The sequence below is a fragment of the Gemmatimonadota bacterium genome (assembly GCA_016719105.1).
In the GTDB taxonomy this organism is placed as follows: domain Bacteria; phylum Gemmatimonadota; class Gemmatimonadetes; order Gemmatimonadales; family Gemmatimonadaceae; genus SCN-70-22.
In genome coordinates this window covers 142,185-154,578 of sequence record JADKAQ010000002.1, presented here as the reverse complement: position 1 = coordinate 154,578, position 12,394 = coordinate 142,185, and the positions used below count along the sequence as shown (strand labels likewise).

General features: G+C 68.6%; 9 protein-coding genes and 2 pseudogenes. 8 read left to right on the top strand and 3 right to left on the bottom strand.

The genetic code is table 11. The annotated features are described in order from the left end of the window. Window positions 1-146 precede the first annotated feature (146 nt). Entirely contained in the window at window positions 147-2,153 is a 2,007-nt protein-coding gene (locus IPN47_04305) for a hypothetical protein (protein ID MBK9407268.1), read from the bottom strand. Window positions 2,154-2,487: 334 nt separating this feature from the next. On the opposite strand from IPN47_04305, the gene IPN47_04300 reads away from it, so the two are divergent. Further along, window positions 2,488-3,369 (top strand): UbiA family prenyltransferase, encoded by an 882-nt coding sequence (locus IPN47_04300; protein MBK9407267.1) that lies wholly within the window; start codon window positions 2,488-2,490, stop codon window positions 3,367-3,369. Continuing rightward, window positions 3,366-4,058 carry an HAD family hydrolase gene (locus IPN47_04295; GenBank protein MBK9407266.1) on the top strand — a complete coding sequence of 231 codons (693 nt, stop codon included), beginning with the start codon at window positions 3,366-3,368 and terminating at the stop codon, window positions 4,056-4,058. The genes IPN47_04300 and IPN47_04295 overlap by 4 nt, the downstream gene beginning before the upstream one ends. A 48-nt stretch (window positions 4,059-4,106) precedes the next feature. On the opposite strand, the gene IPN47_04290 is transcribed toward IPN47_04295, so the two are convergent. Continuing rightward, complete coding sequence (locus tag IPN47_04290) at window positions 4,107-5,891, bottom strand: sulfatase (protein ID MBK9407265.1); 1,785 nt, start codon at window positions 5,889-5,891, stop codon at window positions 4,107-4,109. Window positions 5,892-6,392: 501 nt separating this feature from the next. Between IPN47_04290 and sat the strand changes: the two genes are divergently transcribed. The 6 genes and pseudogenes from sat (at window position 6,393) to cysC (ending at window position 11,177) form a co-directional block, all read left to right on the top strand. Then, window positions 6,393-8,135, top strand: coding sequence for a sulfate adenylyltransferase (sat, locus tag IPN47_04285; GenBank protein MBK9407264.1), 1,743 nt, complete (start codon window positions 6,393-6,395; stop codon window positions 8,133-8,135). A 2-nt stretch (window positions 8,136-8,137) separates the two neighbouring features. Further along, complete coding sequence (locus tag IPN47_04280) at window positions 8,138-8,599, top strand: PHP domain-containing protein (GenBank protein MBK9407263.1); 462 nt, start codon at window positions 8,138-8,140, stop codon at window positions 8,597-8,599. Between the two features lie 178 nt (window positions 8,600-8,777). Continuing rightward, entirely contained in the window at window positions 8,778-8,999 is a 222-nt protein-coding gene (locus IPN47_04275; protein ID MBK9407262.1) for a hypothetical protein, read from the top strand. Window positions 9,000-9,068: 69 nt separating this feature from the next. Continuing rightward, window positions 9,069-9,284, top strand: coding sequence for a hypothetical protein (locus tag IPN47_04270; GenBank protein MBK9407261.1), 216 nt, complete (start codon window positions 9,069-9,071; stop codon window positions 9,282-9,284). Window positions 9,285-10,040: 756 nt separating this feature from the next. After that, window positions 10,041-10,427 (top strand): anion permease, encoded by a 387-nt coding sequence (locus tag IPN47_04265; protein MBK9407260.1) that lies wholly within the window; start codon window positions 10,041-10,043, stop codon window positions 10,425-10,427. A 143-nt stretch (window positions 10,428-10,570) separates the two neighbouring features. Next, window positions 10,571-11,177: pseudogene (gene cysC, locus IPN47_04260) on the top strand (adenylyl-sulfate kinase). A gap of 61 nt (window positions 11,178-11,238) precedes the next feature. Here the strand turns inward: cysC and IPN47_04255 are convergent. Further along, window positions 11,239-12,251, bottom strand: a pseudogene (locus IPN47_04255) (NAD-dependent epimerase). Between the last annotated feature and the right edge of the window lie 143 nt (window positions 12,252-12,394).

The window sequence follows — 12,394 nt, the reverse complement described above, 5'->3', positions numbered from 1 at the left end:
GGCCGGCCGCACGACCGCACGTCTCGTCCACCACGGGCGCCGCCAGCTGCAGCGGCGCCCGTTCGTTCATCCACCGCGCCGCACGGCGACGAGCTGGTGATCGGCGCCAACCCGAAGCGGTCGGCGCACGGTGAACTCCCCGATCGTCAGGGGCGGGCGAGGACTTCAGCGGCGGTGAGCGGCCCCGCCTGCACGCGAAACGCCCCGCCCGTGAGCGACGGTCCGTCCACGATCCACACCGCACGCCCGGGATACGCAGCCAGCAATTGCGCGCGCTCGGCCGCACCGCGGTCCCACGCATAGACGGGGCGCTCGGGATCGCCGAGGGGGACGGCGTTGTAGACGGCCGCCGAGTGGTAGTCCGGGTGGCGATTGCCGCGCACCAGCACGAGCGCCGCTCCAAAGTCGCGTTGCGCCTCGAGGGTGCGGATGTCGGGGCGCATGCCACGGTAGTGGTAGTACTTGTCCACGGCGCGCCACGGCCCGAAGGTGACCACGGCGAGGCAAGTGAGCACGAGCGCCGGCTCGAGCATCCCGGCGCGCGCACCGCGGGCACGAAGCGCCGCATCGACCCCTTCGATCCCCCGCGCCACCAGCACCAGCACCGGGACGATGATGAGGAACCAATAGCGGGCGCCGAAGTCCGGGCCGCCGGAGAACCAGTACAGGTTCTCCGCCGCCACCAGCGCGACGACCGTCACGATCATCCCCCAATCGGCGCCACGCTTGCCTGACGAGGTGAGGAACCACCACGCCAGGACGAGCGAGCCGCACCCCCACCCCAGCAACTCGGTGTTCACCTGGAACAGGTTCATGTTCGAGTTGATGAGCACGTCGAGCGGGCCGTGCCCGGGGAACGGGTCGAGGCCGCGCCACCCGAAGTCGCGATTGGCGCCGAAGCCAAGGTCGTTGCTCCCCTTCCCGAACAGCCGGTCGAAGTAGAGCATCACCGGGAACTTGCGCATGTCGCCGGTGAGCGCGCGGTTGTACACGAGGTTGAGGGCCCCGATGGCCGCCGCCGACACGGTCATCACCGCCGAAGGAACGAGCGGGAGCCCGCGCCACCGGGCGCCTAACGACCAGAGGCCGAGCAGCCCGGCGACGATCGCGGCGTCGAGCGGGCGGATGAGGCTCATCATCCCGAGCGCCAGGCCGCTGGCCACCCCCCAGGCGAGCGTGCCGTTGGCGCGCAGGCGCGCGACCCCGGCGGCCGCAAGCAACATGCAGGTGAGCGTGAAGGTGTGCGACATCAGGCTCATGGCCATGAACTGCGACCATGGCGACGCCGCCAGCAGCAAGACCACGAGGCGGGCCGTGCGCAACGGGAAGAGCGCCCGCAGGACGACATACGCCAGCAGGATGTTCGCCCCCGCGAGCAGCGGGTTCACCAACCACTCCGCGCCCAGCCGCACCCCGATGGCGAGCATGGCCGGCCACCCCGGCGGGAAGATCGAGTACCACCCCCGGTCGTCCAGCGTCATGAGGTCGAGGCTGAAGGCCTCGGGGACGGGTGGGGCCGGCAGGGCGAGCACCCCCTGCGCCAGATAGCGCGCCTGGACGAGGTAGGCCACCTCATCCGGGATGTGCGGATGCCGCTCGTAGACGATCATCGTCAGCAGCAGCGCCACGGCCGAAGCCACCGCCGCCGTGACCAGCGCGAAACGATCGATGCCGCCCGGGGCCGGATCCGTCGCCGCATCGCCAAGCACGCGGCTCGACGCCGAGCGAAAGGCCTCACGCCAGTGCGAAGGCCACGCCGCCACCGCCAACGCGACCGTCGCCAGCTGCATGAGCTGGGCAGCTCCAGCGAGCACCAGTTCGAGCGCATACACGACCGGCTGGCGCGACAAGGTGGCGCTCGTGAGCACCACCGCACCCACGACGGCGGGGAGTCGCCAGCCCGGTGCGAGCGCGCGCCTCATGTCCTGCAGCGCCCCCCACCGCCCCGCGAGGGCCCGCAGCACGACGAGCCCCTGTACCACGAGGAGCCCGGCCGCGCCCCATTCCAGCGCCGACGAGGCGCCGAGCGGGACGAAGTGCTGATAGCCCACGGTGCGCCCCGCGCGCGTCAGGAGCAGGATCGAGAGCTGGCCGGCGAGCGCAAGCGCGATCCAGCCGAGCGCGGGCGCCGCGCTATCGGAGCGCTGGTTCATGCGCGCCGAGGGACGCGGCTGCGACAGGGGATCTTTCGAGGGGGAAATTGCATCGGTCGTGGTCGCTATCGGGCACGAAATATGCCACCCCCCCACCCACTGCGTCGCTGTCGGTAGGTCCGGTCGGCGCGGGTCACACCAGGCGCCAGTCCGACTGGCCGGCCTTCACGTGACGCATGACCGCTCGACGCGTTTCGTCAGGGATGGCGTCGCGTGGCACGCCCCGCACATCTGCACCAAGAGGCGATCGACGCTCGCGCCCTGCTCGCGCCTCGATCGCCCCTCGATCGCACCTCCCCCTCGTCCTCGCACCAGCACGCCCCGCGCAATCGACATGATTCCTGTGCTCAAGATGCTCCGGCCGCACCAGTGGGCGAAGAATCTCCTGCTGGTACTCCCGGCCGGCGCAGGACACGTCGCGCTCACCCCGTCGTTCCTGGCGCACCTGGCCGGTGGATTCGCGGCGATGTCGCTCATGGCCTCGTCGGTCTACATCGCCAACGACTGGCTGGACGTGGAGTCGGACCGACTGCATCCCCGCAAGCGGCATCGCCCGATCGCCTCGGGCAAGGTCTCGCTGCAGCAGGCGGCCATCGTCGCGATCCTGTGTGCGTCGACCGCGCTGGCGCTCGCCTGGTGGGTCTCGCCGCTCTTCCTCTACACGCTGATGGCGTACGCCGTCCTGACCAGCGCCTACTCGGCCTGGCTCAAGAAGGTGCTGCTCGTCGACGTCCTGGTGCTGGCCTGCCTGTACACGGTGCGCGTGGTGGGCGGTGCCGTGATTGCCGACGTGCGATTGAGCCGCTGGTTCCTCGCCTTCTCGATCTTCCTCTTCTTCTCGCTGGCGCTCGTCAAGCGCGTGCGCGAGTTGCGCGAGGTGCGCGCCGCCGGCGCCGATGAGAACCAGAGCCTGCCGGGACGCGCCTATCGCCCGGTGGACCAGAACGCACTCCTGAGTTTGGGTTCGGCAGCCACCATGGCGACCGCGCTCGTCTGGTGCCTGTACGTCACCAGCGAGGACGCCCTCCTGCTGTATGCGCGCCCCGACGCCCTCTGGCTCGGCCTCCCGCTCCTGATCTACTGGCAGGCCCGCGTCTGGATCTTTACCCTGCGCGATGCCATGCACGACGACCCGGTCGCCTTCGCGCTCCGCGACCGCGTGTCGTGGCTCACCGGGGCCTGCTTCATCCTCTCGCTCCTGCTGGCCTCCAAGTGACGCCGCTGGCCGCCGTCATCTTCGACCTCGACGGCACCCTGTACGACACGCGACGCATGCGGTTGGCGTTTCTCCCGCTGCTCGTATCGCGCGCCGTCCGGCGCCCGCTCGAGGCGATGCATGCGATCGCCATCCTCCGGCACTATCGGCACGCCCACGAGGCACTGCGCGGACGCCAGTCGACGTCACTCGCGGAGGACCAGTTGCGGCTGGCGGCAGAGCGCTCGGGGGAAGGCCTGGAGACGGTGCGCGCGGTGGTCGCGGACTGGTTCGAACGCGCCCCGCTCTCCGCCGTGCGCTCGGCGGCTCGCCCCGGTCTGGGGCAAGCGCTCGCCGCGATTCGTCGGCAGGGGCTGCGCACCGCCCTGCTCTCCGACTATCCCCCGATGGCCAAGCTCGAGGCGCTCGGCGTCGACCTCGCCTTCGATGCGATTGCGTGGGCGCAGCAGCCGGAGATCGGTGTGCTCAAGCCCAACCCCACCGGGCTGCGACACGTCATCGAACGCCTGCGGGTGCGGCCCGACGCGGCGCTCTATGTCGGCGACCGCCCCGACGTCGACGTCGGGGCCGCCCGCGCCGCCGGGTGCCGCGTGGCCCTGGTCGGCGAACGTGCGTCGCCCGCGGACGACATCCCGCACTTCGACGACCTCCGCGCGATCAGCGCCTGGCTCCTGCACAGCGCGACCTGACGATCCGACCCGCCGCGGCCACCGAGTGCCGCCGCGGAACCGGAGCGCTCACTTCTTCCCGGTCGCGGGGAGGCGCGAGCGCAACCAGGTCACCACCGAATCGCCAGCTGCACGATTGGCCGAGAGGTTCGTGCGCTCCTCTCCATCGCGCACCACGTCATAGAGCTCCTCCGACCCGTCACCGTTCCTGATCAGGTGCAACGAGTCACGGACGGCCGAGTGCAGGTCGCCAAAGCGCGACGGTCCTGGCGGGATCTTGCGGCGTCCCGCCACGCGCAACTCGGCGAGGATGTCGCTCCCGCGGAAGTCGGAACGCTGCCACGCCCCGGTGAGCGACACGCCAGGGAGCGACGGGGCCGCCGCGCTATCGGCGAGCGACAGGAGCGTGACGGGAAGGTCGCGCAGCGACACCGGCTGCCGCACGCGCACCCCGGCCGGGACCCTGCCCGGGAATCGAATGATCAACGGGACGCGAAGGAGCTGCTCGTACAGGCTGTTGCTGTGTCCCCAGATGCCGTGATCGCCCAGGTGCTCGCCATGGTCGCCAACGATCACGACGATCGTGCGATCGAGCGTTCCGCGTGCGCGCAGCGTGTCGGCCAACCGGCCGAGCTCCTGGTCGAGATAGGCGAGGGAACCGTCGTACAGGTCCTCCGGCGACTTTCCTTCACCGAACATCGTGCGAAAGCGCCCCGGCGGTTCGTAGGGCTCGTGCGGATCGAAGAAGTTGAGGAAGGCGAAGTATGGCTGATCGCTCGCGAGCCCTTCCCACGCCAGGAACTCGTCCACGACGCGCTCCGCCGGCTTGCGATCGCTGTAGAACGCCGGGTGCACCTGCAGGTTGAAGCGACGCAGTGCCGCCATGCGCCCCGACCACCGACGCGCCGCGCTCAGCTCCGACGCCAGCTCCGTCTGCAGCAACGAGGTGCTCAGCAGGACCTGCTTGAGCGAGACGAGATAGTCCTCGTACGTATGGAAGCCGCGCGCGAGCCCTGACTCCCAGGCCGTGTAGACATGATTCGCGACGAACCCCCCGGTGCGATAGCCGCGCGCCGCCATGCGTTCGGCCAGCACGGGGGTCGAGTCGTCGAGCGGGACGAACCAGGCGGCGGAGAGCTCCTTGGCGTCGACCCCGGTCATGAGCGATCCGTGCGACGGGAGCGTCCACGAGGTGGTGGCGAAGGCGTAGTCGAAGGTGACCCCCTCGGCGGCCAGCCTCGCCATGTTGGGCGACGTGGGACGCGCGTAGCCGTACAGGCTGAGATTCCGCGCCCGGACCGTGTCGAGGATGATGTACAGGACGTTGGGCGCCCCGTCCGCCGAAGCGGGAAGCGCGCGCCAGGCCGCGTCGTCGCGCCAGGCACGCATGCCACGCATGCCGACAGCGGTGAGCGCCAGCAGCGCAGCGACGGTCCCACCAGCGCTCCGGGCGAGCCGTGGCCAGCCGCTTCCCGCATCGCGTGCGGACTGGGCCGACCGTACGCCGATTCCGATGGCCACCAGAAGCGAGGCGATCGGGTGGATGCGCGGGAACAGGAGGGCGACCGAGAAGGCCGCGGCCGTCGCGTACAGGAAGACGACCGCCGCCTGTGGGACCCAACGTGGGCGAAGGGCGGCGAGGAGCGCGAGCGGGACGGCTAGGGCGCCGAAGACCAGGAGGTATCCGACCGGTGCCATCCATACCAGGTCGCGACTGGACCAGATGAACTGCCCCAGAAGGAGGCTCTTGGCCCCCATCACGAGCACGTGCCCTGCCCCGGCGAAGACGGCCGCGAGTCCGGCGACCCGGACGATTCGCAACGGCGACCGCCCCGCGTCAGTAGCGGGGGTCATCGGGAGATCGAATGGAGGTGCTGCACCCGCCGCGCGGGGGCCACCCACGCTCGCGAGGGCACGTCGGGCGGGAGGCTACGACTTCTTGGAGAACTTGGACAGCATGAAGCGCATCGCCCCAACCACACGCCGCCAGAACATCAGGAAGAAGCCGGCGATCGCCGCAAAGACCGAGGCGATCGGCATCAGTGAATCGGGGCCGATATACACGCGAGAGATCTCCAGTGGAGGCTTTGAAGCGACCCCACCCCTCAGATACCCACCCCCCGACGGTGCGCCGGGGGGCTGGATGGGGCGGGCATTCCTGACGGCGATGGTATTGCAAGATCAGGACTACCAAGTGACGACTTGGGCGCGCCCGGCGCAATGTTCCGCCGGGCGGGGGCCAACAGTCTGTCTGCGAGACACGATCCCGCGGGCCCGATTCTTACCATCGAATCCGCTGGCAAAGCCCGCTACGAAGACGATTCCCCCGATTTCCACCCTTATACAGGTAATGCAATGAGCAGAGGAGTCACCGTCTGGTTCACAGGTCTCTCGGGTTCCGGAAAGACCACCGTGGCGCGCCGCGTTCACGAAATGTTGCAGGAGCGCCACATCTTGTCGGAGCGCCTCGACGGCGACGTGGTGCGCCAGAGCCTCTGCCGTGATCTCGGCTTCTCCAAGGAGGATCGCGACAAGAACATCGAACGCGTCACCTTCGTCTCGCAGGTCCTCACGCGCAACGGCGTCGTCGTCCTGTCGTGCTTCATCTCGCCGTATGCCCGCATGCGCGACAACGCGCGCAAGGAAATCGGCGACTTCATCGAGGTGTTCGTCCGCACCCCGCTCGACGTCCTCGTCGGGCGCGACGTGAAGGGGATGTACAAGAAGGCGATGGCGGGGGAGATCCAGGGCTTCACGGGGGTCAACGACCCGTACGAGGAGCCGGCCAATCCCGAACTCGTCCTCGACACGGACAAGGAGTCGATCGAAGAGAGCGCGCTCAAGGTGATGCGCGTCCTCGAGGAAAAGGGCTATCTGGCCGGCGGCATTGCGGCTGACCGTGCCGAAGCGGCCAAGCGCGTCGAGCAGGGGAAGCGCGTCCCGGGGCCGATTGCGCCTCACGGCGGCACCCTCGTGGACCGCGAGCTCACGGGCGAGAAGCGCCTGCAGGCCATCGAGCACGCCAAGGAGCTGAAGCACTTCGACCTCGACGACCGCGAAGCGAGCGACCTGGAAATGATCGGCGTCGGCGCGCTGTCGCCGCTCGTCGGCTTCATGCGCAAGGCCGACTACGACACCGTGGTCGATTCGATGCGCCTGTCGGACGGGCTCGTGTGGGCGCTCCCGGTGACCAAGGCGGTCACGAAGGAGCAGGCCGCCACGATCAAGGTCGGCGAGGAGATCGCCCTGCGTGATCCCAATGGACAGCTGATGGGAATCATGCAGGTCACCGACATCTTCGAGTACGACAAGGCGCGCGAAGCGCAGCAGTGCTTCGGCACCACCGAGACCGCGCACCCCGGCGTGGCCCGCCTCATGGCGCAGGGCGACGTGCTGCTCGGCGGCCCGGTGCAGGTCATCAACCGTCCGGTGCACGAGCAGTTCAACGAGTACCGCCTCACCCCGCTGGAGACGCGCCAGCGCTTCGACGAGTTGGGGTGGAAGACCGTCGTCGGCTTCCAGACGCGCAACCCGGTGCACCGCGCCCACGAGTACCTGCAGAAGGTCGCGATGGAGATCGTCGACGGCCTCCTCCTGCACCCGCTCGTTGGGGCGACCAAGTCGGACGACGTCCCGGCCGACACGCGCATGAAGACGTACGAGGCCATCCTCGAGCATTACTACCCGAAGAACCGGGCGATGATGTCGGTCTTCCCGGCGGCGATGCGTTATGCCGGTCCGCGCGAGGCGCTCTGGCATGCCATCGCCCGCAAGAACTACGGCTGCACCCACTTCATCGTCGGGCGCGACCACGCCGGCGTGGGGAACTACTACGGCTCCTACGACGCGCAGGTCCTGATCGACAAGTTCCCGGCGCACGAACTCGGCATCACGCCGTTCAAGTTCGAGCACACGTTCTACTGCGCCACGTGCAACATGGCCTCCACGCGCACCTGCCCGCACGACAAGACGCACCACGTGATCCTCTCGGGGACCAAGGTGCGTGAGATGCTCACGGCGGGCGAACTGCCGCCGCCGGAGTTTACGCGTCCCGAACTCGCGCGCATCCTCATCGAGGCGTACAAGTCGGCCCAGTAGTCATGCTGAGCGACCGATTTGCCGACCTGCAGTTGCACTCCACCGCCTCCGACGGGTCCGATGCTCCGTCGGAGGTGGTACGTCGGGCCCACCAGCTGGGCTTTACCGCCATCGCCCTCACCGACCACGACACCTTGGGGGGGTGGCCGAGGCGATGGCGGCGGCATCGACGGTTAGGGATCGAAGTCATCCCCGCATGCGAGATCTCGACCCTCGATGACAACGAGCGGCAGGTGGACATGCTGGGCTTCGGGATCGCCTCGACGATGCCCCGTTCTCTCACATGCTCCACTCGCTGCGCGACGGACGGTTCGCCCCGCGCGTGGGGATGGTGCAGAAGCTCAACGAATTCGGCTACGCGGTCTCCTTCGACCGCGTGGTCGAGATTGCCGGCGGCACCGACAATATCGGTCGACCGCACGTGGCCAAGGCGATGGTCGAGGCGGGGATCGTCCCCGACGTGAAGTCGGCCTTCACCCCCGAGCTCATTCTCGACGGCGGGCGCTGCTACGTGCAGCGCGTGAAGGTCTCCCCCGAGCAGGCGATCCGCGCGATCCATGCGGCTGGCGGCGTGGCCGTCGCCGCTCATCCGGGGCGCACTAGGCTCACCGATGCCGAAGTCGCCCAGTTCGTCGGGCGGGGTTGGATGGCATCGAGGTCTTCTATCCGCAGCACGACGCGGAGCAGACGGCGCACTTCTCGGCGCTCGCCGAGCGACACGGTCTGCTCGTGACGGGCGGATCCGACGATCACGGCGACGTGAACGAGGGACGCCTGATGGGGCGCATCAAGCTCCACTATTCGTACGTGGAGCGGCTCAAGACCGCGATCGCGGGGCGGAGCTTCCCCGCCGGGCGCAGGTGAGCCAGGCACCGTCGATCTGCGGCAGACTGGGCGATCGCTCACCACCGCGGACTCTCTCCCCTCCACCGCATGGGCGCCTTCTCCCTCGAGTCCTCGAGCCGACCTGGCGACGTCGTCGCCTCGGCCAGCGGCTTTCCGCTGGCCGGAGGAACGGCGCGCGACTCCCGCCGGAACCTCCCAGCGCCCAAGCGGCACGTCGTGGAGGTCATCGGGCAACGCGCGCTCGTGGCGATCGGCGTCGCCGCCTCGCTCTGGATCTTCGTCGCACCCCCATCGCGGGCCTGAGTCACGAGGGCAAGCGGGCCTGCAGCGTCTTCGTGCTCTGCACCACGCTCTGGATCACCAACGCGCTTCCCGTTCGGCGTGACCGGGCTCCTGGCCGTCGCCGTGCTCGGCGCCGCGGGGGCCTTGAAGCCGAGCGAGCCTTTGCCGCCGTTTGGCAGCTCGGCCATCTTCTTCCTGATCGGCGTCTTCCTCATCGGCGGCGCGCTCATCGAGACTGGGCTGAGCAAGCGCTCGCGCTCCTCTTCCTGCGCCGCTTCGAATCGTCGCCCTTCGCCTTCGCCACCGGGATGATGCTGGCGGCGGCGTTCGGCACCATGTGGATGCCCAACCAGGCCACATCGGCGATGCTCTTCCCGATCGCGATGGAAGTCGCGGCAGGCCTGCGCCTGCGCCCGCTGAGAGCGACTACGCCAAGCCCTCTTCCTGTCGTTGGCGTGGGGAGCGATGATCGGGAGCAATACCTCGTTCCTCGGCAGCACTCGCGCGCGCTCGCACTGGGCATGCTCAAGAAGAACTACGGCACGGGCACCTTTGGCTTCAGTGGGTCGCGGCCGCGCCCCAGTCGTCGTCTCGGCGTTGCGGTCACGCCGCTCATCCTGCGGAGCGTGCTTCCCCCAGGAGCCGTGATTTCGGCTCGGCCCGGGCGATCGAGCGCGCGGTCAAGAACCTGGGCCCCAGGAAACGGCGCAATACTGGGCGTCGCGATCATCTCCGGGCTCACGATCGTCGCGTGGGTGAGCGTCGCCGGTCGCGCGGCTGGACCTCGCCGTCATCGCGCTGCTCGGGGCCGTCGCCCTGTTCGTCTTCGGCGCCCTGTCGTGGGAGACGGCCGAGCGACACGTCTACTGGAACATCGTGCTGATGTACGGAGGAGCCATTGCCCTGGGCGCCGCACTCGACAGGACCGGGGCGGCCAGCTGGCTGCTCCAGCTGGCACTGGACGGGTACTCGCCCGGCCCGCTCGTGACGATTTTCGGTGCCGCCGTTCTCGCGCTGCTCCTCTCCGAAGTCATGAGCAATGCGGCGGCCCTGGCAGTCGTCCTTCCGCTCGCCTTCACCCTCGCCAACCAATCTGGGGCGCTGCCGGTCGCGCCTCTCCTCGCCGTCTCGTCGAGGCGGGGCTCGACTTCACGCTCCCCTTGAGTACGGCCCCCCAATACGATCGTCTTCGCCTCCGGCTACCTTCAATGACCTCCGACTTCGTCAAGGCGGGCGGCTCATGACCGTCGCCTCGATCTTCATCCTCCTGGTGGCATCAGGCTCTGGTGGCCGCTCATCGGACTGGTATGACCCACAGCACCGGCGCGGTCGTCTGGTTCACCGGCCTCCCCTCGTCGGGGAAGTCGACGATCGCGCACGAGGTGTACCGACAGCTGCTCGACCGCGGCTTCGCGACCGAGCTGCTCGACGGCTCCGAGGTGCGCGAGAGCCTTTCGCGCGGGCTGGGCTTTTCGCGCGCCGATCGCGAGGAGAACGTGCGCCGCATCGGCTACGTGGCCAAGCTCCTCTCGCGCAACGGCGTGATCGCGATCTGTGCCGCCGTGTCGCCGTATCGGGCGACCCGCGATGAAGTGCGCCGCAACACGACCAACTTCCTCGAGGTGTACGTCGACTGCCCGGTGGAGGTCGCCGAGCAGCGCGGACCCGGACGGGATGTACGCCAGGCGCGGCGCGGCGAGATCGAGGAGTTCACCGGGATCAACGCGCCGTACGAACCGCCGGTGTCGCCCGAGGTGCACATCCACGCCGAGCACCGACTCGGTGGAGGACGGGGCGTGGAAGGTGCTCAGCACACTCGAACTGGTGGGCGTGATCCCGCGCGACTCGGCCCGTCCGCAGCTCACGAAGGAGGAAGAGCTCCTGCGCAAGCTGTCGAGCCAGGGGTACCTCTAGGTCGTGCAGCTGACGGATATCGCGCGCGTGGGGTCCGCGCGCCGCTCCGCCCCGCTCGAGGTCAGGCGACCTTGTAGTAGCTGCGGTACCACTCCACGAAGCGCCGCACCCCTTCGTCGATCGTCGTCTTCGGGGTGAAGCCCAGGTCGCGCTGCAGGTCGGAGGCGTCGGCGTAGGTGGCCGGGACGTCGCCGGGCTGCATGGGGAGCATCTGTAGCCTGGCGGTCATGCCGGAGTGCTTCTCGAGGACGCGGATCATGTCCATGAGACGCACCGGCGACTGGTTGCCGATGTTGTACAACCGGTAGGGGGCCGACGACGTGGCGGGGTCGGGATGGTTGCCATCCCACGCGGCATTGGGCGTCGCGGGATGGTCGATGGCGCGCACGAAGCCCTCGACGATGTCGTCGACGAAGGTAAAGTCGCGCTGCATCTCCCCGTTGTTGAAGACCGGGATCGTCTCCCGGCCAGCATCGCCTTGAGGAAGATGAAGAGCGCCATGTCCGGGCGCCCGTACGGTCCGTAGACCGTGAAGAAGCGAAGGCCGGTGCACGGGACGCCGAATAGCGACGCGTACGAGTGCGCCATGAGCTCGTCGGCTCGCTTGGTGGCGGCGTAGATCGTGAGCGGGTGGTCGGCGCCGCCGTGCACCGAGAACGGCATGCCGGTGTTGGCGCCGTACACCGAGCTGGTCGACGCATAGACGAGATGCGGAACCGTATGGTGCCGGCACCCCTCCAGGATGTTCAGGAACCCGTGGATGTTGCTCTTCACATACGCATGCGGGTTCTCGAGCGAGTACCGCACCCCGGCCTGCGCCGCCAGGTGCGCGACGGCGTCGAACCGGTAGCTCGTGAAGAGCTGGCGTATTCCGTCGTCATCTGCGAGGTCGAGGCGATGAAAGCCGAAACCGGGCTCGCGCTCGAGCTCCGCCAGTCGCGCATGCTTGAGGGTGGGGTCGTAGTACTCGTTGAGATTGTCGAGGCCGATGACCCGGTCGCCGCGCTGGAGAAGGCGCTGCGCCAGGTGGAATCCGATGAAGCCGGCCGCGCCGGTGACGAGAATGGTCTTCACTGCGTTTGATGGAGGAAGCCTGCTGGACTGCAGCCGTTGCGCCCAACCCTTGGTGGACGCCCGCGCACGACGGGACGTTTCACAATCAATGCCGCCGTGTCGCCCGGGTCCCGAAGTCCGTGTGACCGGACCATCTTTCGGCC

Excerpts from the sequence above, each read along its gene's own strand:
- IPN47_04305 (MBK9407268.1), bottom strand. The coding sequence starts at position 2,153 with ATGAACCAGCGCTCCGATAGCGCGGCGCCCGCGCTCGGCTGGATCGCG.
- IPN47_04300 (MBK9407267.1), top strand. The coding sequence starts at position 2,488 with ATGATTCCTGTGCTCAAGATGCTCCGGCCGCACCAGTGGGCGAAGAAT.
- IPN47_04290 (MBK9407265.1), bottom strand. The coding sequence starts at position 5,891 with ATGACCCCCGCTACTGACGCGGGGCGGTCGCCGTTGCGAATCGTCCGG.
- sat (MBK9407264.1), top strand. The coding sequence starts at position 6,393 with ATGAGCAGAGGAGTCACCGTCTGGTTCACAGGTCTCTCGGGTTCCGGA.
- IPN47_04280 (MBK9407263.1), top strand. The coding sequence starts at position 8,138 with ATGCTGAGCGACCGATTTGCCGACCTGCAGTTGCACTCCACCGCCTCC.
- IPN47_04270 (MBK9407261.1), top strand. The coding sequence starts at position 9,069 with ATGGGCGCCTTCTCCCTCGAGTCCTCGAGCCGACCTGGCGACGTCGTC.